The following is an 18,532-nucleotide window of genomic DNA, read 5'->3' on the forward strand; positions in this document are numbered from 1 at the left end:
ATGACGCTCGAAGCCACCGACCTCATCTCCCGGCGGTCGCAGTCGACGAACGGTCACCCGCACCCGAGCACTGCGTCCGGCACCATCGCGGACCAGGCCACAGATCTCGCTTCCCTCGCACGCGCCACCGGCACCCGCTTCATCCTGGCCGTCTTCACGACCTTGTCCGGAAAGCCCTGTGCCAAGCTGGTTCCGGTCGAGTCGGCCGACGAACTCCAGAACGACGGTGTCGGATTCGCCGGCTACGCAGCCGGTTCCATCGGCCAGGTGCCGAAAGATCCCGACCTCGTCGCGATCCCCGATCTCTCTTCGTTCACCCCCATCCCCTTCATCCGCGACGGCCTCGCGCTCGTCCACTGCGATCCCCACGTGGAAGGCAAGCCCTGGCCCTTCGCCCCGCGAATCATCCTCCAGAAGGCGCTCGCCGCCGCGGCGGAAAAGGGACTCACGGTCAAGGTCGGCGCCGAGATCGAGTACTTCCTCGTCCAGCGCGACGAGAAGGGGACCCTGCGCACCGCCGATCTCCTCGACACCTCGCGCCAGCCCTGTTACGACGCCCGCGACGTGACCCGCATGTACGAGCACCTGACCTCCATCTCGTCGGCGATGAACACTCTCGGCTGGGGCAACTACGCCAACGACCACGAGGACGGCAACGGCCAGTTCGAACAGAACTTCCGCTACGACGAGGCCCTCGTCACGGCCGACCGCGTGATGACCCTGCGGTACCTGATCTCCGTCCTCGCCGAGCAACGCGGCATGACCGCAACTTTCATGCCCAAGCCCTTCGCCGACCGAACCGGTACCGGCATGCACATGCACATGTCCCTGTGGAACGGCGACCGTGCCGCGTTCCCCGACGCCGGGGACCTCCGGGGGTTGGGCCTGTCCGACCTCGCCTACTCGTTCATCGGCGGAATTCTCGATCACGCGTGCGCCCTGCAGGGCGTGCTGGCACCCACGGTGAACTCGTACAAGCGCACGGGTGCGACCGCGACCACCTCCGGCGCCACCTGGTCGCCGCGTCGTGCGACCTACGGAGGCAACGACCGCACCCACTACATCCGGGTTCCGGACTCCCACCGCGTCGAACTACGAGGCGGTGACGGCTCCACCAATCCGTATCTTGCGATCGCTGCGACGGTGGCCGCCGGACTCGACGGTGTCGAACGCGGACTCGATCCGGGTACGCCGGGTGCGGGCGTCGCCTCCGACGCATTACCGATGACGCTCCTGCACGCCATGGACGCCCTCACCGACGATCCCGTCGTCACCGCAGCACTCGATGCTGCCGGACCCGGGGTCACGGAGTACTTCACCTCCCTCAAACGCGAGGAATTCTTCCAGTGGCACAACACCGTGACGCCGTGGGAGATCGACAACTACCTGACCGCTTTCTGACACCGACCAGGAGAAGACATGTGCGGAATCGTCGGGCTTCACCTCCGTGACGCCTCACTCGAACCACGTCTGGGCCACCTGCTGACAGACATGCTCGGCCGAATGGTGGACCGTGGACCGGACTCGGCGGGCGTCGCCATCTACGGAGATCCGACATTCTCCCCGGCGGGACACTCCTCGGTCTCCGTCCTGGGAGCGTCGGCGAATCTTGCCGGCGCCCTGAGGAATGCGCTGGGCGTCTCCGTCACCGGCATCGACCGCTCCCCCACCACCGTGGTCCACGCACCGATTCCCGCCGCGGCACTGGCCGACGCCGTTCGCAGAGTGGACCCGGGCGCGACCGTGATCGGTTTCGGCGACGAAGTCACGGTCCTCAAGGGAATGGGCAACCCGTTGCTGCTGGCCGAGCAGTTCGGACTTCCCCGGGCGTCGGGTCGTCAGGGCGTCGGCCACACCCGCATGGCCACCGAATCCGCGGTGACCGCAGCGGGCTCCCACCCGTTCGCCGTGGGGCCGGACCAGTGCCTGGTGCACAACGGCTCGTTCTCGAACCATCTTTCCGTGAAACGGGAACTGGAAGACGAGGGCGTGGTGTTCGACAGCGACAACGACACCGAAGTAGGTGCACGCTTCGTGGCCAAGCACCTCGCCGACGGAGCAGACCTCGACAAGGCGCTTCGCCTGCTCGGTGAGCGGTTCGACGGTTTCTACACGCTGCTCGTCTCCACGGACGATGCGTTCGCCGTGGTGCGCGATCCGATCGCATGCAAACCTGCCGTCGTCGCGGAAACGGACTCCTACGTGGCGATGGCATCCGAATTCCGCGCTCTCGCACATCTTCCCGGGATATCGGACGCAGACATCTTCGAACCCGAACCCGAACGGGTCTACGTATGGCACCGCTGACCGGACCCGCATTGCCGCTGCCACTTCGACGCCGGAGAAACTCATGACCACCGACACGCTGCCCACCGCCGCATACGACCTCGACGTGACCACCACCCGGGAACTCAACACGGCGCTCCAGGCGACCGAGGCACCCGCCACCGTGCACGTCACCGATCCACAGGGGCAGCACGCACTGGCGTGCGGACTGAACCGGCCCATCGAGGTGCACATCTCCGGACACGTCGGCTACTACGCGGCCGGGATGAACCAGCATGCCCGCGTGACGATCGACGGCAACGCAGGCGTCGGCGTCGGGGAGAACATGATGTCGGGCACGGTGCGGGTAACCGGGGACGCGTCCCAATCCGCCGGAGCCACCGCCCACGGCGGCTTACTCGTGATCGAAGGGAACGCCGCCGCTCGCTGCGGGATCTCGATGAAGGGCGTCGACATCGTCGTCGGCGGCAACATCGGCCACATGAGCGCGTTCATGGGGCAGGCCGGACGACTGGTCGTACTGGGCGACGCGGGTGAGGCGCTCGGCGATTCGCTGTACGAGGCGCGCATCTACGTGCGGGGCACTGTCGCCTCCCTCGGCGCAGACTGCATCGCCAAACCGATGCGCCCCGAACATCTCGCGGAACTCCGGGAACTGCTCGACGCGGCCGGCTTCGACGCCGATCCCAGCGACTTCACCCGGTACGGCTCCGCCCGCAGCCTCTACCACTTCCATGTGGACAACGCGTCCGCGTACTGATCCCGACCCGCTCGACAGCGAGGAGACTTCCATGACATTCCGGCCCGGTCTGCGCGAATCGGCGACCTTCGACCGCAACGTCGTTCACGAGATCCAGCGTGCCGCCGACACCGGCATCTACGACATTCGTGGCTGGGGCGCCAAACGCAAGGTCCCACACTTCGACGACTTGCTGTTCCTCGGTTCGTCGATGTCGCGGTACCCCCTGGAGGGATACCGGGAGAAGTGCGAGACCGATGTCGTCCTCGGAGATCGTCATGCGAAGTACCCGCTTCACCTGGAAATCCCCGTCACCATCGCCGGAATGAGTTTCGGCGCCCTCTCGGGCGGCGCGAAAGATGCCCTCGGACGCGGCGCGAGTGAGGTCGGCACCTCCACCACCACCGGAGACGGCGGCATGACACCGGAGGAACGCGGACAATCCAAATATCTGGTCTACCAATACCTTCCGTCCCGGTACGGGATGAATCCCGACGACCTGCGCAAGGCCGACGCCATCGAGATCGTGCTCGGTCAGGGCGCCAAGCCCGGCGGCGGTGGAATGCTGCTCGGCCAGAAGATCACCGAGCGGGTGGCAGGAATGCGGACACTGCCCGTGGGTATCGACCAGCGCAGCGCATGCCGGCACCCCGACTGGACCGGACCCGACGACCTCGCGATCAAAATCATCGAACTGCGGGAGATCACCGGCTGGGAAAAGCCGATCTACGTCAAGGTCGGGGCCACCCGCACGTACTACGACGTCAAGCTCGCCGTGAAGGCCGGCGCGGACGTGATCGTCGTCGACGGCATGCAGGGCGGCACGGCCGCGACCCAGGATGTCTTCATCGAACACGTCGGGATCCCCACGCTCGCTGCCATCCCCCAGGCCGTGCAGGCGTTGCAGGAGATGGGAATGCACCGCACGCCGGGTGGTGTACAGCTCATCGTCTCCGGTGGTATCCGGTCGGGCGCCGACGTCGCGAAGGCGATGGCACTCGGCGCCGACGCCGTGGCGATCGGGACCGCCGCGCTGATCGCACTCGGCGACAACGATCCGAAGTACGAGGCGGAGTACGCGAAACTGGGCTCGGCCGCGGGCTTCTACGACGACTTCCAGGACGGCAAGGACCCCGCGGGCATCACGACGCAGGACCCGGAACTGCAGCGCAATTTCGATCCGATCGAGGGTGGACGGCGGCTCGCGAACTACCTGCGCGTCCTCACCATGGAGGCTCAGACCATCGCGCGCGCGTGCGGCAAGTCGCACCTGCGCAATCTCGAACCACAGGACCTGGTGGCCCTGACGATCGAATCCGCGGCGATGGCCCGCGTGCCCCTCGCCGGCACCGAGTGGATTCCCGGACGAGCGTTCTGACTCCGCGTCCCCACGGCACCTCCGAGCCTCCGGCCGGAGGTGCCGCGGGCTGTCTACTGCCGGGAAACAGGTTGTAGTCTGCTGATATGACCACACCGGATCGCGCCGTCCTCCACGACACCTCCGGCCGCGAGGTCCCTCGGGACACCCCCACGGGCGTCGATCTCGAACGGGCCATCGCACACCAAGTGCGGGCACTGCGCCTGGCCAGTGGACTGTCGGTCGGCGACATGGCTGCGAAGGTGGGCATCTCCAAGGCGATGCTCTCGAAGATCGAGAACGCGCAGACCTCGTGCAGCCTGTCCACCCTCGCACGCCTCGCCGCGGGTCTCGACGTGCCCGTCACCTCCCTGTTCCGGGGTGCCGACGCACACCGCGAGGCGGTGTTCACCAAGAGCGGCCACGGCGCCGAGATCGTCGGCCGCGGTACCCGCGCAGGCCATCATTACGAATTGCTCGGTGCGCTCCGCGGTCAGCACCAGCGTCTCGAACCGGTCCTGGTGACCCTCACCGACGCGAGCGACATCTTCCCTCTCTTCCAGCACCCCGGAACCGAATTGCTGTACATGCTCGAAGGCGAAATGGTCTACGGCCACGGCGATTCCGAGTACCGCCTCACGGCCGGCGATTCACTGCTGCTCGACGGCGAGGGCGTCCACGGGCCGAACGAACTCGTCACATTGCCGATCCGGTTCCTCGCGGTGACGGCATACCCCGACAATCACCAGGGATGACGACGCGCCCCCGCCGGGAGAACCGGCGGGGGCGCATCATCCGTGCACGATCTCGTGGGGTGACCGTCAGGTCGTGGGAACGACGATGTCACGATCCTCCGCGAAATCGGAAGGACGCATCTTCGACGGCGCACCGGCCGCGAACGAATCCATGACGTAGGCGGTTTCACCGTGCACCGGCACGTCGATACCGATCTTCTCGGTCTCGGCATCGACCCGGATACCCATGGTCTTGTCGAGGACCTTGGCGATCAGGAAGGTCACCGCGAACGAATACGCGAAGACCGCAGCCATCGCGACGATCTGGCGACCGAGGAAATCGATGCCGCCGCCGAAGAACAAGCCGTCGACACCCGCGGGCGCAGCGGCCGTTGCGATGAACGCGATGAGGGTCGTGCCGACGACACCGCCCATCAGGTGGATCGCGACGACGTCGAGCGAGTCGTCGTAACCCATCTTGAACTTCCATCCCACCGCGAAGCAGCTGACCGCACCGGAGACGACACCGATCGCGAGAGCACCGAGCGGTGAGACGAGGCTGGCGGCGGGCGTGATGCCGACCAGGGCGGCGATCATGCCGGATACGGCTCCGAGGGTGGTGGCGTGCTTCTCCGTGATGCGTTCCACCAGGATCCAGCCGAGAAGGCCCGCTACCGCGGCGGCCATCGTGTTGAGGACGACGACACCGGCGGTGTGGTTAGCGCCGCCCGCCGATCCGCCGTTGAATCCGAACCAGCCGAACATCAGGATGCCGCCGCCCAGTACGACCAGCGGCAGGCTGTGCGGCCGGGCCACGTGCGGGAAGCCGCGCCGGGCACCGAGGGCGATCGCGACCGCGAGTGCGGCGACTCCCGCGTTCATGTGGACGGCGGTGCCGCCGGCGAAGTCGTGGGCGCCGAGCGTGTTGGCGATCCACCCACCCTTGGTGCCGGCCTCCTCGTCGTCGAATGCGAACACCCAGTGCGCGACCGGGAAGTAGACGAGCACGAGCCAGATTCCGGAGAACACGAGCCAGGCGGAGAACTTCATGCGGTCGGCGACCGCGCCCGCGATGATCGCCACCGTGATTCCTGCGAAGAGGAGGTGGAAGGCCGCGGTGAGTGCGGCCGGAATCCCGCCGGCCGGGTCTTCCTCGAGAAGTGAGGCGAGTCCGACGTCCGTGAACGGATTGCCGATGAGGCCGAGTCCGCCGACGCTGTCGCCGAGCACCGCCGCGGGACCGAAGAAGACCCACACCACGCCCGCTACGGCGAACCCGCCGAACACCATCATGATCATGTTGAGCGCACTCTTGACACCGAGCATGCCGCCGTAGAACAGCGCGAGGCCCGGGACCATCAGTGCGACGGCCGTGAACGCCGCCAGTATCCAGGCGGTATCCGCGGCAGCAAGTGCCTGTTCCATAGGGTCACCTTGTCCAGTCCTGAGGGAAGACCTTTCGGCCCATCGATCGGCGAGAGTCTTTCCTTGTTCATCACCGTTCCCTGAGAGTGGACCGAGCATGTAAACCCGCACGCGCCCACCCCGTGAAGATCTCGTTACAGTGCCGGAGTAGCCCCCCGAGGGCGACCCACCCGGATCTGCCCGACCCCGGGAGCGATCACGCGACGAGTTCCGTATCGTGGGAAGACGACACACCGGAGGTGAACGATGGGACGCGTGACCGCCCGCCGACCTGTCCTGCGCATCACGGCGGACCGGGTGTCGCGGCGACCGGACACCCTCGCCGTCGAGGAACCGCTCGAAATCCGACTCGGCGGCGACGCGCTGACGATCACGATGCGGACGCCCGGTCACGATGTCGATCTGGTGCACGGCTTCCTGTTGAGCGAAGGCATGATCAGCGACCGTGAGGATGTCGCGGCGGTCCGCTACTGCGACGGAGTCGACGAGAACGGGGCCAACACGTACAACGTCCTCGACGTCGCCCTGGCCCCCGGCGTCACGATCGGAGAAGGCGTCGGCCGGCGCTCGTTCACCACCACGTCGGCGTGCGGCGTGTGCGGCAAGGAATCGCTCGATCAGGTGCGCACGCGTACCCGCTTTCCCCTCACCGACGCGGACTCGCCCATGCTCGCGGCCGGAACCCTCACGACGATGCCCGACACCCTGCGCGACAAGCAGCAGGTGTTCGCCTCGACCGGCGGCCTGCACGCGGCGGCACTGTTCACTCCGGACGGCGAACTACTCGCAGTGCGCGAAGACGTCGGACGGCACAACGCGGTCGACAAGGTGCTCGGCTGGGCGCTCACCGACGGCCGCGTCCCGCTCTCGAACAGCGTGCTCATGGTGAGCGGGCGCGCGTCGTTCGAACTCGTCCAGAAGGCGGTCATGGCCGGGGTGCCGGTGCTCGCCGCGGTCTCGGCGCCGTCGTCCCTCGCGGTGGACCTCGCCGCCGAGTCGGGACTGACCCTCGTGGGATTCCTGCGGGGCGACACGATGAACGTCTACACAGCGACCGAGCGCGTCAAGGTCGGCTGAGCAGGCGCGGTCAGTCCACGTTCGGCGCCCACTGCACCCCGTTGATGTGACTGCCGCCGTCGACGAACAGCGTGTTGCCGGTCAGATATCGGGAGTCGTCACTCGCGAGGAATGCCGCGACGGTGCCGATGTCGTCGAGCGGGTCACCGATCCGGCCCATCGGGTTCGCTGCGGCCTGCGTTGCCGCCATTTCCGGATCGGCCTCCGCCACCCGCCGATAGGCTGCGCTCTGCGCTCCGGGACAGATCACGTTGCAGCACACCTGCTTCGGCGCCCACTCGCGGGCCGCGGTGCGGGTCATGCTGCGCAACGCTTCTTTCGCAGCGTTGTACGACACCGAGTACATGTGCGCGTTGACGCCGTTGAGGCTGCACATGTTGATCACCCGCCCGGTTCCGTGCCGCGCCAACTCGGGGAACGCGCGCTGCATCGCCCAGAACGCGGCCATCACGGCCATGTCGAAGCCTGCCCGCATCGAGTCCTCCGGTGTCTTCTCCATCCGTGCGAACCCCAGCGACCGCCAGGCGTTGTTGACGAGGATGTCGAGTCGGCCGAACTCCCGGGCGGCAGTGTCCACCATCGCGTGCACCTGCTCCCGATCGGTCACGTCGGTGTGGACGAACTCCGCCCGCACGCCCCACCGGTCGGTGAGCCACCGCGCGGTGTCGGCACCGGCCTCCGCGTCCACCTCGGCGACCAGGATGTTCGCCCCGTCGCGGGCGAGTGCACCGGCGACACCGCGGCCGATGCCCATGCCCGCTCCGGTGACGACTGCCACCCGTCCGTCCAGCTTTCCCATGCCGCTTCCTCCCAGATCTGTGATGTCGGTCTGTCGCTGCCGTCAGCGGGGACGGGGAACCGTTTTGTCGATGAACAGTGCCTCCACGGAGACACAGACGGCGCCGTCCGCGGTCTTGATCTCGCCGACCGTCTCGATCTTGCGGCCGTCCTGCCGAACCAGCCGGCCGGTCACGGTCAGCGGTTCGAACAACGGGGTGGGCCGGTGGTACCTGACGTTGAGTTGTGCGGTCGCCCCGCTGCGTCCTGCCCAGGCATTCGCGACACCGAGGGTGTGGTCGATGAGCAGTGCCGCGACACCGCCGTGCACGTGCCCGGGCGGACCCTGATACGGGAAGGTCAGCGTCACAACCCCTTCCACCGATCCGTCTTCACGACCGGCGAGCACCAGCGGCGGCGCCAGCGCATTCTCCGGACCGGTGACGGGATCGTGCCGGGTGACGCCCTCTCCGTGCCACATATCGACCAGCCGTTCCTGTACCTCGGGAGCGTGCTCCTCGAGGTGGGCGGCGATACTGTCGAGTTCTTCCGCAACCCGCTCGAGGTTCGCGTTGTCGCGGTCGGTGCGCAGAAGCGCGTCCACCACGCGCCGAGCAGCGGCTGCGGCCCGGTCGACGGCGGTGTCCTGCGGAGCCGACGTCAGGATCGTGCCGTCGGGCGCATTCCCGACGGTGGGGTGGACGTTCGGATCTACTCTCATCGGATCTCCATCGTGGCGTGGGTCAGCACCGGTTGCCCGTCGCGTTCGGGGCAAGTCGCGAGCACGGTGAGGGTGTCGCCGTCGTGCCACACCGCGGTCTCGATCGTTTCTCCCGGGTACAACGATCCGGCGAACCGCACCGAGAACGTCCGGACACCGGTGGGGTCTCCGTCGAGCACACCGTCGACCACCGCCTTGCAGACGATGCCGTACGAGGCGAGACCGTGCAGGATCGGCCGGTCGAAACCTGCCATCTTCGCGAATGCCGGGTCCGCGTGCAGAGGGTTCATATCGGCACTGAGCCGGTACACCAGTGCCTGCTGCGTACTCGTCGGAGACGCGAGGACTGTGTCCGGGCTCCGCTCCGGCACTGCGTGCGACCCATCGGGCCCGGCATCGCCACCGAAGCCGCCCTCCCCTCGGGCCCAGATCTGCATCGCCGTGGTCCACAACGGCTTTCCACCGGAGTCCTGCGCGGACTGCTCGAGCACGATCACCGCCGCCTTGCCCTTGTCCCACACGTCGGCGACACGCGACGAAATCGTGGCGGCGCCCGAGACCGGGATGGGGGCGTGCACGGTGAGGGACTGCCCGCCGTGAAGAATCTTGCGCAGGTCGATGTCGATTCCCGGCAGGTTCAGCCCGGCGGCTGTGACCGCGCCGGCCGAGACGCCTTGTCCCGCAACCATGGCGAATGTCGGAAGGACCTTCAGGTTCTTCTCGTAGACCCATTCCAGCTCGGCCGGGTTCAGCGAGTCGACACCCGCACCCAGACCGAGGTGGTAGAGGATCACGTCCCGTTCGGTCCATCCGGCCTCGCGGACCGTGGGAGCGGCCGTGAGTGCGGCGTTCACGTCGATAGGCATGGTGCGTTCACTTTCCGGGTTCGGGATCGCGGGGCAGACCGAGGATCCGCTCGCCGATGATGTTGAGCTGGACGTTCGTCGTACCGCCGGCAATGGACATGCACTGCACGTTGAGGAACATGTGCGTTGCGGACGAGCGATCCTGCTCACCGACCAGCGAGGCGGGACCGGCCCAGTCCATCGCGAGTTCCCAGACCTGCTGGATGTGTTCGACACCCATCAGCTTGGAGACCGACGACTCGGCACCCGGTTGGCCACCGCTCAAGGAGCGGATGGCGGCGCGTAGCCCCATCAGGCCACCGGACTGCGCGTCGCTCAGCACCTTGCCGAGGACGCTGAGCTGCTCGTCGTCCGGTCCCCCGGGAGCGTTCTCCACCAGTGCCAGCAAGGCCTCGCCGCCGGCCCCGAACGTGGAGTCGTGGGACAGGGACACCCGCTCGTTGGAGAGGGTGGTGCGTGCGAGCTTCCACCCGTCGCCGGGCTCACCGACCAGGCATTCGTCGGGCACGAACACATCGTCGAAGAACACTTCGTTGAACAGAGCTTCACCGGTGATCTCCCGCAACGGCCGGATGTCGAGACCTTCGGTGTTCTTGATGTCGATCAGGAAGTAGGACAGACCCTTGTGCTTGGGTGCGTCCACGTCGGTACGGGCGAGGCAGATGCCCCAGTCCGCGACCCGCGCCATCGACGTCCACACCTTCTGCCCGTTGAGCTTCCAGCCGCCGTCGACCTTGACGGCCTTGGTGGACAGGGCCGCGAGGTCGGAGCCGGCACCGGGCTCGGAGAAGAGCTGGCACCACACGAGATCGCCGCGCAACGACTGCGGGACGAACCGTTCGATCTGCTCGGCGTTGCCGTGCGCGATCAGCGTCGGCACCACCCAGTTGCCGATGATCATGTCGTGTGGTGTGAGCTCTGCTGCGCGCAGCTCCTCGGCGATGACGAGTTGGGTGACGGCGTCGGCAGCCTTGCCCCACGGCTCGGGAAGGTGCGGTGTGGTGTAGCCCTTCTCCGCCAGATACGCCTTCTGCTTCACATCGTCGAGCAGGGTGGCCGGCTCGAGTTCGGCGCGGACGTCCGCTCGGATCTGCTCCGCCTCGGGTGGAAGGTCGACCGTGAGCACCCGGCGGGCACCGGCGCGCGTGAGAGCAGTCACTCGGCGACGCCAGGACGCCGTGGAGCCCAACAGGATTCGCAGAGATTGAGCGCGCCGCATGTAGAGGTGGGCGGGGTGATCCCAGGTGTAACCGATACCGCCGAGAACCTGGATGCAGCTCTTGGTGACCTGGAATGCCGCTTCCGGGGCGACGGACGCAGCGACGGCTACGGCGAGCGAGGCCTCATCGGCGGAAATGTCCTCGCCCAGTGCGCGAGTCGCATCCCACGTCGTGACGCGGGCTTGCTCGGTGTGACAGAGCATTCGTGCGACGGTGTGCTTGACGCCTTGGAACTGGCCGATGACACGGCCGAACTGCCGGCGCACCCGCGCATAGTCCGCGGCGGTCGTGGTGGCCCAGTCCGCGAGGCCGGCCGCCTCGGCTGCGAAGAACGTTGCGGCGATGTCGAGTACCCGGCCGGGGTCCACGGTCAGCACGTCATCATCGGAGAGGGCCAGCCCGTCCGCGGTGATCTCGGCGTTGCGCCGCACCACGTCGTAACTCGGCAGGTCCGTGACGCCGATACGGTCACGAGCGACCACCACGAATGCGCGCTCGCCCCCGTCGTCGGCGGCGAGCAGGAACACGTCGGCCACCTGGCCACCGAGCACGACTCCCGATGTGCCGGACAGGCTGACCGAGGCTCCGTCGCGAACGATGCGCAGCCGGCCCGGCTGCAGCGACACCGCACCGTACAGTGCACCGTTCGCCAGTCCCTCGAGTTCCGCTCGACGCCCCGCCTCGTTCAGAACCGCGGACGTGATCACCGTCGGGAGGAACGGTCCGGGCACCATGGCTCGGCCCAGTTCCTCGGCGACAACAGCGGTTTCGAGATAACCGAAGCCGGCGCCGCCGACGTCTTCCGGCAGATGCAGTCCCAGCATGCCGAGGTCGGCGAACGAACCCCAGAACGACGGCCGGGTCTCCGCCTCGGCATCGACAGCCGCGCGGATCACCTCGGGCGTCGCGTGTCGTGCCGCCCAGCCGCGTACGGAATCACGAAGCTCGCGGTCCTCGTCACTCAATCCCAAAGTCATGAACGGGTCCCTTGATAGAAGATCACGGCGTCAGATGCGCTCGATGACGGTGGCTGTGGACAGTGCGCCGCCTGCGCACATCGTGATCAGTGCGGTCGAGCGATTCGACCGCTCGAGCTCGTGCAGAGCACTGGTGATCAGTCGCGCTCCGGTGGAGCCCACCGGATGCCCGAGGGCGATGGCACCGCCGTTGACGTTGACCTTGCTCAGGTCGGCCTTGTGCACCTGTGCCCAGGACAGCACGACCGAGGCGAACGCTTCGTTGATCTCGACGAGATCGATGTCCGACAACGACATTCCGGTGCGGTCGAGCACCGCCCGAGTGGAGTCGATCGGTCCGTCGAGGTGGTAGTACGGGTCCGAGCCCACCAGGGTGGACGCAAGGATCCGGGCGCGTGGCCGCAGCCCCGCCTCCCGTGCTTTGTCCTCGCTCATCAGCAGGACTGCGGCGGCACCGTCGCTGACCTGTGAGGAGTTGCCGGCGGTGTGGATACCACCCTCGATCACGGGCTTCAACCCCGCGAGGGCGTCCGCGGAGGTGTCGCGGAGACCACCGTCGCGCGTCACGGTGGCGATCTCACCGGTGGGTTCTCCGTCCTTGGTCACGACCGGCGCGTCGACGGGCACGATTTCACGGTCGAACCGTCCCTCGGCCCACGCATTCGCGGCGCGACGCTGCGACTCCAGCCCGAAGGCGTCGACATCGGCGCGCGTGATGCCACGGTTGGCGGCAATCCGCTCCGCCGAGGTGAACTGGTCACCCATGTCGATCGACCAGTCCGCCGGGTACGGGTTACCCGTGCCGGGTGCGTTGGCCTGACCGAGGAAAACTCGGCTCATCACTTCGACGCCGCAGCCGATACCGGCGTCGATCTGCCCGGACGCGATCAGTCCCGCGACCATGTGCACCGCCTGCTGCGACGAACCGCACGCGCAGTCGATGGTGGTGGCGGCAGCCGTGTACGGGAGGCCGGCGTGCAGCCACGCCTGCCGGGTGACGTTGTTGGACTGCTCCCCCGCCTGCGTGACCGCGCCACCGACCAGTTGGCCGATCTGCCCGGCGGGGAGTCCGGTGCGGTCCAGCAGTGCTTTCTGGGCGGTGCCCAGAAGCACGGCGGGGTGCACTCCGGCCAGCTGTCCGCGGCGGCGGCCGATCGGCGTACGTGCGGCCTCGACGATGACGACGTTGCTCATGCCACTCCTGAAGTGTCGGCGTTTCTGAAATTTATTCTATTTCTGTCGCCGGCCGGAGTTCCGCACTTGTCCCGGCAAGCGGGACTTGCAGTGCGAGAGGAGGCTTCCTCGGGTGCCGCCGCAGCTCACCCGTTCGATCGAGGCCGGCCCACCGATAGATCGACGAGGAGCAGGTCGCAGGCGACGCGCAGGTCGGACTCGACTTCCGGGATGGAGGTCCGGCCGTTGAGTGCCCCCTGGACGAGACCGAACCACAGGGCGACCACCAGCCGCACCACCGTCGCGTCTCGCACCGTGGGCTCGGAGATTCCCGCCGCCGCGAGGAGCAGTCGATCGAAGTGCTGATCGATTTTCGAGACATCGGGAATGGTGGCGGCATTCGACGACGACGCGGACCGGATCATGGCGTTCGCCAGGAGCGGCGTACGCACCAGCGCCCGCGTCGCCTGCAGTAATGCCTGGTAGACGGCATCGGACGGCGAGGCCGGGGCAGAGGGACGCCGGGACAACTGGATGCCCATGCGGTCGATCTGGTCGACCATCACCGCGACGAACAAGTGGGTCTTGGACGGGAAATAGCGATAGAGCGTGCCGATCGCGACCCCTGCCGCCTTGGCGACGTCCTGCATTTGTACGCGCTCGAGTTCTTTGTCCCCCGCCAGTCGTGCCGCAGCCGTCAGGATCCGGTCGTATCGCGCGTGCTGTTCCGTCGAGCTGGGCTCCGCCGCGTCGCGTGCCGCCCCGATCCTGGGCATCTCGCATCCCCCTTCGTTCACCTCGGACGAAAGCAGAGCGTAGATCCTCACCCCTACCGTCCCGGGCGGTTCGGGTACCGGTCAGTGAGATCTCGCACCTCGTCGCCTCCTGCGAAGCGACCGGAACGGGGATTCGAACACACTGGGCGCAAACACTTTTCGCTCGTTGTCCGCACTCGGGTGGCGACGCGCATCAGCGGAGGTCATCCCCGCCGCGACAATGCACCACCGGCGACGGAGACCCCGGTAGCGGCGGTCGCGGCACTCCCGCCCAGTGAGACCGTACGACCCGTCCGGACCCACCCGAGGACCAAACTAGAATGAATATCACTTTTCCTGCGGGCTCCAGCTCGGCACGGAAACGAACACGGGAGACGAACGCATGGGTGAAACAGTCGGTTTGGCCGGTCGCACCGCAGTAGTAACAGGCGCCGGAGCCGGGCTCGGCCGGGCCGAGGCTCTCGCACTGGCCGCCGCCGGTGCCGCCGTCGTCGTCAACGACATGGGCGACGCCGCACACCAGGTCGCGGAAGAGATCGTCGCATCGGGCGGGCAGGCAATCGCCGTCACCGGCGACGTCTCCGACTGGTCGCTCGGAGGACGCCTCGTCGAAGAGTCCGTCAAGGCATTCGGTTCGTTCGACATCCTCGTCAACAACGCCGGCATTCTCCGCGACAAAATGATCTTCAACCTCACCGAATCCGATTGGGACGACGTGATTCGCGTGCACCTCAAGGGTCACGCCGCGACGTCTCACGCCGCCGCCGTCCATTGGCGCGCCGCCAGCAAGGAAACCGGTGGTCCCGTGTACGGCCGGGTCATCAACACCTCGTCGGAGGCATTCCTCTTCGGCTCTGCCGGACAGCCCAACTACTCGGCCGCCAAGGCAGGCATCACTGCCCTGACCTTGTCCACCGCACAGGGACTCTCCCGCTACGGCGTCACTGCAAACGCCATCTGCCCGCGCGCCCGGACGGCCATGACCGCCGAGGCGTTCGGAGAGGCCGACGCTGCGAACACCGGTCTCGACCCGCTCGCGCCCGAACGCGTCGGCACCCTCGTCACGTACCTTGCCTCCCCCGCCTCGCACGAGATCAACGGCCAGGTGTTCGTGGTGTACGGCAAGATGGTCGCGCTCATGGACTCCCCGAAGGTCGAGAACCGTTTCGACGCAGCAGGCTCCGCATTCACCGTGGAGGAACTCGACGAACAGCTGTCGTCGTACTTCACCGGACGCGGGAAGTACGAGAACTACGCCGCCTACAGCATCGCGGAACTGGAGAAGACTGCCCTCGCGGTCGACTGATCACGCCCCGAGCTACGGCGCGACCTTCACCCGAACAGACCTCGGCCCCGGCAGGAATCCTGCCGGGGCCGAGTCGTTCGAAGAGCCGTTGCCCGAAGGCGGTCAGGCCGACTTCTCGCGACGGTCACGATCTGTCTTGCGCGGGACGATCGTCGGAAGCACGTTGTCGGTGACCGTCTCGGCGGTGACCACAACCTTCTCGACGTCGTCGCGGCTGGGGATGTCGTACATGACGGGCAGGAGGACTTCCTCCATGATGGCGCGGAGACCGCGAGCGCCCGTGCCCCGCAGGATTGCCTGGTCCGCTATCGCCTCGAGGCCGTCCTGCGAGAACTCGAGTTCGACGCCGTCCATCTCGAACAGGCGGACGTACTGCTTGACGAGTGCGTTCTTCGGCTCGGACAGGATCTCGACGAGCGATTCCTTGTCGAGATTCGTCACCGATGCCACGATCGGCAGACGGCCGATGAACTCCGGGATCAGACCGAACTTGATGAGGTCTTCGGGCATGACGTCGGCGAAGTGATCGGTGGTGTCGATCTCGGCCTTCGAGCGCACCTCTGCACCGAACCCGATGCCGCGCTTGCCGATCCGGTCGGAGACGATCCGCTCGAGTCCCGCGAACGCGCCCGCGACGATGAACAGCACATTCGTGGTGTCGATCTGGATGAATTCCTGGTGGGGGTGCTTGCGCCCGCCCTGTGGGGGCACCGAAGCCTGGGTGCCTTCGAGAATCTTCAGCAGGGCTTGCTGCACGCCCTCACCCGACACGTCGCGCGTGATGGACGGGTTTTCGCTCTTGCGAGCGATCTTGTCGACCTCGTCGATGTAGATGATGCCGGTCTCGGCGCGCTTGACGTCGTAGTCCGCTGCCTGGATCAGCTTGAGGAGGATGTTCTCGACATCCTCGCCGACATATCCCGCCTCGGTGAGAGCGGTGGCGTCGGCGATCGCGAACGGCACGTTGAGCATCTTCGCGAGGGTCTGGGCGAGGTACGTCTTGCCGCAGCCGGTGGGCCCCAGCAGCAGAATGTTGGACTTGGCCAGTTCGACGGTCTCGCCACGAGCGTCGCGGGCCTTGTCGCCGGCCTGGATGCGCTTGTAGTGGTTGTAGACCGCGACGGCGAGCGTCCGCTTGGCGGAGTCCTGGCCGATGACGTAGTTGTCGAGGAAGTCCCGGATCTCGGCAGGCTTGGGTAGCTCGTCGAGCTTGACCTCACTGGTTTCGGCGAGTTCTTCCTCGATGATCTCGTTGCAGAGGTCGATGCACTCGTCGCAGATGTAGACACCGGGACCCGCAATGAGCTTCTTGACCTGCTTCTGACTCTTTCCGCAGAACGAGCACTTGAGCAGATCTCCGCCGTCACCGATACGTGCCATCTGTCAGGTCCCTACTTCCTCGTGTGCGTGCAACTGCTGCCGCGATTCTCGTTGCGCGCCGGCCCTGGGAACGGGCCGTTGGCTCGACCGTACCCGGAGTCCGGCAGTCGGGTCGACCGCTTCTCGGCGTTTCCGGCCATATTTATATGCCCTGCACATGGTGCCGATCACAATTGCACATCGGCCCGACCCGGACCGCGAGACACGCGGTCGGGCCGGGCCGTTCGGCTACTTCTGTGCGGAGAGCTTCCGGTATTCCAGGACGTTGTCGATCAATCCGTATTCGACGGCCTCCGCGGCGGTCAGGATCTTGTCACGATCGGTGTCCTTGCGGATCTGATCCGCGTCCTTGCCGGTGTGCCGCGCGAGCGTCGTCTCCATGAGGCGCCGCATCCGCTCGATCTCCGCGGCCTGGATCTCGAGGTCCGAGACCTGGCCCTGGATTCCGCCGGTCGAGGGCTGGTGGATGAGCACACGCGCGTTGGGCAGCGCGAGGCGCTTACCCGGGGTGCCGGCAGCGAGGAGCACCGCTGCTGCCGACGCGGCCTGCCCGAGGCACACCGTGGTGATGTCGGCGCGGACGTACTGCATCGTGTCGTAGATGGCCATCAGCGAGGTGAACGAGCCACCGGGCGAGTTGATGTACATCGTGATGTCGCGGTCCGGGTCGAGCGACTCGAGCACCAGCAGCTGCGCCATGACGTCATTGGCCGACGCATCGTCGACCTGCACGCCGAGGAAGATGATGCGTTCCTCGAACAGCTTGTTGTACGGGTTGGATTCCTTGACGCCGTAGCTCGAGTGCTCGATGAACGAGGGCAGGATGTAGCGGCTCGCCGGGGAAGCCGGAGCTTGGCCGCCGAGCTGGCGCGGATCGAACATGTTGGTCATCGCTTCTCCAAGAATTCGTGGGGCGTGGAGCGGGTCGGTGGATCCCGGGGATCAGTTGCCGGTGCCGCCGGCCTGCTGGGCCCGTGCGACGACGTGGTCGACGAAGCCGTACTCGAGTGCTTCCTTGGCCGTGAACCACCGGTCGCGGTCGGAGTCCGCGGTGATCTGCTCGACGCTCTGCCCGGTGTGCTCGGCGATCAGCTCTGCCATCTCCCGCTTGGTGTGCGCGAACTGCTCCGCCATGATCGCGATGTCGCTCGCGGTGCCACCGATCCCTGCGGACGGCTGGTGCATCATGATCCGCGCGTGCGGAAGCGCGTAACGCTTGCCCTTGGTACCGGCAGCCAACAGGAACTGGCCCATCGACGCAGCCAGACCCATCGCGAACGTCGCGACGTCGCACTCGACGAACTTCATCGTGTCGTAGATCGCCATACCCGCGGTGACCGAACCACCCGGGGAGTTGATGTACAGCGAGATGTCGCGGTTGGGGTCCTCCGCGGACAGCAGGAGGATCTGCGCGCAGAGCTTGTTGGCGATGTCGTCGTCGACCTGGGTGCCGAGGAAGATGATCCGCTCGCGGAGCAGGCGTTCGTACACCGAGTCGCTGAGATTGAGCCCAGCGGTGGCCGAGGTCATCGTCGGACCGATGGATGTCGCCGGATTCTGATGAGTCACGGGTACCTGCCTTCTCGTCAATCGTGGATTGCTGACACTGACACTAACCAAGAGGGGGGGGGGGGGGGGGCCCCCGGCCCAACCCGCCGGGGTGGGGTTGGGGCTGCGCAACCACCCCCCCCCACGACCGGGTTCGCGTTCACGTTGAC

Annotated in this window: 17 protein-coding genes; 7 read left to right on the forward strand and 10 right to left on the reverse strand. The window is 66.7% G+C overall.

The window, feature by feature from the left end; all coding sequences use genetic code 11:
- The 5 genes from glnT to ACFWBU_RS07375 all read left to right on the forward strand — a co-directional run bounded on the left by glnT (position 1) and on the right by ACFWBU_RS07375 (position 5,137).
- The gene (glnT, locus tag ACFWBU_RS07355) at positions 1 to 1,401 is read left to right on the forward strand and encodes a type III glutamate--ammonia ligase (RefSeq protein WP_378527927.1); all 1,401 of its coding nucleotides are present in this window, start codon (positions 1 to 3) and stop codon (positions 1,399 to 1,401) included.
- A gap of 18 nt (positions 1,402 to 1,419) precedes the next feature.
- Positions 1,420 to 2,307, forward strand: coding sequence for a glutamine amidotransferase (locus ACFWBU_RS07360; protein ID WP_378527928.1), 888 nt, complete (start codon positions 1,420 to 1,422; stop codon positions 2,305 to 2,307).
- Between the two features lie 43 nt (positions 2,308 to 2,350).
- Entirely contained in the window at positions 2,351 to 3,046 is a 696-nt protein-coding gene (locus ACFWBU_RS07365; RefSeq protein ID WP_296550932.1) for a protein glxC, read from the forward strand.
- A gap of 31 nt (positions 3,047 to 3,077) precedes the next feature.
- A complete protein-coding gene (locus ACFWBU_RS07370; RefSeq protein WP_169620488.1) occupies positions 3,078 to 4,403 on the forward strand; it encodes an FMN-binding glutamate synthase family protein in 1,326 nt (441 codons plus the stop codon).
- An 86-nt stretch (positions 4,404 to 4,489) separates the two neighbouring features.
- Complete coding sequence (locus tag ACFWBU_RS07375; protein ID WP_169620487.1) at positions 4,490 to 5,137, forward strand: XRE family transcriptional regulator; 648 nt, start codon at positions 4,490 to 4,492, stop codon at positions 5,135 to 5,137.
- A 66-nt stretch (positions 5,138 to 5,203) separates the two neighbouring features.
- Here ACFWBU_RS07375 and ACFWBU_RS07380 read toward each other — a convergent pair whose 3' ends face one another.
- The gene (locus tag ACFWBU_RS07380) at positions 5,204 to 6,541 is read right to left on the reverse strand and encodes an ammonium transporter (RefSeq protein ID WP_378527929.1); all 1,338 of its coding nucleotides are present in this window, start codon (positions 6,539 to 6,541) and stop codon (positions 5,204 to 5,206) included.
- 246 nt (positions 6,542 to 6,787) lie between these two features.
- Here ACFWBU_RS07380 and fdhD point away from each other — a divergent pair, with 246 nt between their 5' ends.
- Positions 6,788 to 7,618, forward strand: coding sequence for a formate dehydrogenase accessory sulfurtransferase FdhD (gene fdhD / locus ACFWBU_RS07385; protein WP_169620485.1), 831 nt, complete (start codon positions 6,788 to 6,790; stop codon positions 7,616 to 7,618).
- 10 nt (positions 7,619 to 7,628) lie between these two features.
- On the opposite strand, the gene ACFWBU_RS07390 is transcribed toward fdhD, so the two are convergent.
- The 6 genes from ACFWBU_RS07390 to ACFWBU_RS07415 form a co-directional block, all read right to left on the reverse strand.
- Complete coding sequence (locus ACFWBU_RS07390; RefSeq protein WP_378527930.1) at positions 7,629 to 8,417, reverse strand: SDR family NAD(P)-dependent oxidoreductase; 789 nt, start codon at positions 8,415 to 8,417, stop codon at positions 7,629 to 7,631.
- A gap of 42 nt (positions 8,418 to 8,459) precedes the next feature.
- Entirely contained in the window at positions 8,460 to 9,116 is a 657-nt protein-coding gene (locus ACFWBU_RS07395) for a PaaI family thioesterase (RefSeq protein ID WP_378527931.1), read from the reverse strand.
- Positions 9,113 to 9,982: a MaoC/PaaZ C-terminal domain-containing protein gene (locus ACFWBU_RS07400; protein ID WP_378527932.1), complete on the reverse strand. Its 870-nt coding sequence runs from the start codon at positions 9,980 to 9,982 to the stop codon at positions 9,113 to 9,115. Before ACFWBU_RS07400 ends, ACFWBU_RS07395 begins: the two co-directional genes overlap by 4 nt.
- A 7-nt stretch (positions 9,983 to 9,989) precedes the next feature.
- Positions 9,990 to 12,179, reverse strand: coding sequence for an acyl-CoA dehydrogenase (locus ACFWBU_RS07405; protein WP_296550926.1), 2,190 nt, complete (start codon positions 12,177 to 12,179; stop codon positions 9,990 to 9,992).
- A 30-nt stretch (positions 12,180 to 12,209) separates the two neighbouring features.
- Positions 12,210 to 13,373 (reverse strand): steroid 3-ketoacyl-CoA thiolase, encoded by a 1,164-nt coding sequence (locus ACFWBU_RS07410; protein WP_169620480.1) that lies wholly within the window; start codon positions 13,371 to 13,373, stop codon positions 12,210 to 12,212.
- A gap of 125 nt (positions 13,374 to 13,498) precedes the next feature.
- Complete coding sequence (locus ACFWBU_RS07415) at positions 13,499 to 14,128, reverse strand: TetR family transcriptional regulator (RefSeq protein ID WP_169620479.1); 630 nt, start codon at positions 14,126 to 14,128, stop codon at positions 13,499 to 13,501.
- A gap of 382 nt (positions 14,129 to 14,510) precedes the next feature.
- On the opposite strand from ACFWBU_RS07415, the gene ACFWBU_RS07420 reads away from it, so the two are divergent.
- The gene (locus ACFWBU_RS07420) at positions 14,511 to 15,434 is read left to right on the forward strand and encodes a 3-oxoacyl-ACP reductase (RefSeq protein ID WP_169620478.1); all 924 of its coding nucleotides are present in this window, start codon (positions 14,511 to 14,513) and stop codon (positions 15,432 to 15,434) included.
- Positions 15,435 to 15,536: 102 nt separating this feature from the next.
- On the opposite strand, the gene clpX is transcribed toward ACFWBU_RS07420, so the two are convergent.
- The 3 genes from clpX to ACFWBU_RS07435 form a co-directional block, all read right to left on the reverse strand.
- Positions 15,537 to 16,814, reverse strand: coding sequence for an ATP-dependent Clp protease ATP-binding subunit ClpX (clpX, locus tag ACFWBU_RS07425; RefSeq protein ID WP_169620477.1), 1,278 nt, complete (start codon positions 16,812 to 16,814; stop codon positions 15,537 to 15,539).
- A gap of 228 nt (positions 16,815 to 17,042) precedes the next feature.
- On the reverse strand, positions 17,043 to 17,705 hold the full coding sequence (locus tag ACFWBU_RS07430; protein WP_169620476.1) for an ATP-dependent Clp protease proteolytic subunit: 663 nt from the start codon (positions 17,703 to 17,705) through the stop codon (positions 17,043 to 17,045).
- 51 nt (positions 17,706 to 17,756) lie between these two features.
- The gene (locus tag ACFWBU_RS07435; protein ID WP_169620475.1) at positions 17,757 to 18,383 is read right to left on the reverse strand and encodes an ATP-dependent Clp protease proteolytic subunit; all 627 of its coding nucleotides are present in this window, start codon (positions 18,381 to 18,383) and stop codon (positions 17,757 to 17,759) included.
- Between the last annotated feature and the right edge of the window lie 149 nt (positions 18,384 to 18,532).

The organism is Rhodococcus sp. NPDC060084 (genome assembly GCF_042730335.1).
Taxonomy (GTDB): Bacteria; Actinomycetota; Actinomycetes; order Mycobacteriales; family Mycobacteriaceae; genus Rhodococcus.

Bases quoted from the DNA above. Each gene is read 5' to 3' on its own strand.
- glnT (WP_378527927.1), top strand. From the start codon at position 1: ATGACGCTCGAAGCCACCGACCTCATCTCCCGGCGGTCGCAGTCGACG.
- ACFWBU_RS07360 (WP_378527928.1), top strand. From the start codon at position 1,420: ATGTGCGGAATCGTCGGGCTTCACCTCCGTGACGCCTCACTCGAACCA.
- ACFWBU_RS07365 (WP_296550932.1), top strand. From the start codon at position 2,351: ATGACCACCGACACGCTGCCCACCGCCGCATACGACCTCGACGTGACC.
- ACFWBU_RS07370 (WP_169620488.1), top strand. From the start codon at position 3,078: ATGACATTCCGGCCCGGTCTGCGCGAATCGGCGACCTTCGACCGCAAC.
- ACFWBU_RS07375 (WP_169620487.1), top strand. From the start codon at position 4,490: ATGACCACACCGGATCGCGCCGTCCTCCACGACACCTCCGGCCGCGAG.
- ACFWBU_RS07380 (WP_378527929.1), bottom strand. From the start codon at position 6,541: ATGGAACAGGCACTTGCTGCCGCGGATACCGCCTGGATACTGGCGGCG.
- fdhD (WP_169620485.1), top strand. From the start codon at position 6,788: ATGGGACGCGTGACCGCCCGCCGACCTGTCCTGCGCATCACGGCGGAC.
- ACFWBU_RS07390 (WP_378527930.1), bottom strand. From the start codon at position 8,417: ATGGGAAAGCTGGACGGACGGGTGGCAGTCGTCACCGGAGCGGGCATG.
- ACFWBU_RS07395 (WP_378527931.1), bottom strand. From the start codon at position 9,116: ATGAGAGTAGATCCGAACGTCCACCCCACCGTCGGGAATGCGCCCGAC.
- ACFWBU_RS07400 (WP_378527932.1), bottom strand. From the start codon at position 9,982: ATGCCTATCGACGTGAACGCCGCACTCACGGCCGCTCCCACGGTCCGC.
- ACFWBU_RS07405 (WP_296550926.1), bottom strand. From the start codon at position 12,179: ATGACTTTGGGATTGAGTGACGAGGACCGCGAGCTTCGTGATTCCGTA.
- ACFWBU_RS07410 (WP_169620480.1), bottom strand. From the start codon at position 13,373: ATGAGCAACGTCGTCATCGTCGAGGCCGCACGTACGCCGATCGGCCGC.
- ACFWBU_RS07415 (WP_169620479.1), bottom strand. From the start codon at position 14,128: ATGCCCAGGATCGGGGCGGCACGCGACGCGGCGGAGCCCAGCTCGACG.
- ACFWBU_RS07420 (WP_169620478.1), top strand. From the start codon at position 14,511: ATGGGTGAAACAGTCGGTTTGGCCGGTCGCACCGCAGTAGTAACAGGC.
- clpX (WP_169620477.1), bottom strand. From the start codon at position 16,814: ATGGCACGTATCGGTGACGGCGGAGATCTGCTCAAGTGCTCGTTCTGC.
- ACFWBU_RS07430 (WP_169620476.1), bottom strand. From the start codon at position 17,705: ATGACCAACATGTTCGATCCGCGCCAGCTCGGCGGCCAAGCTCCGGCT.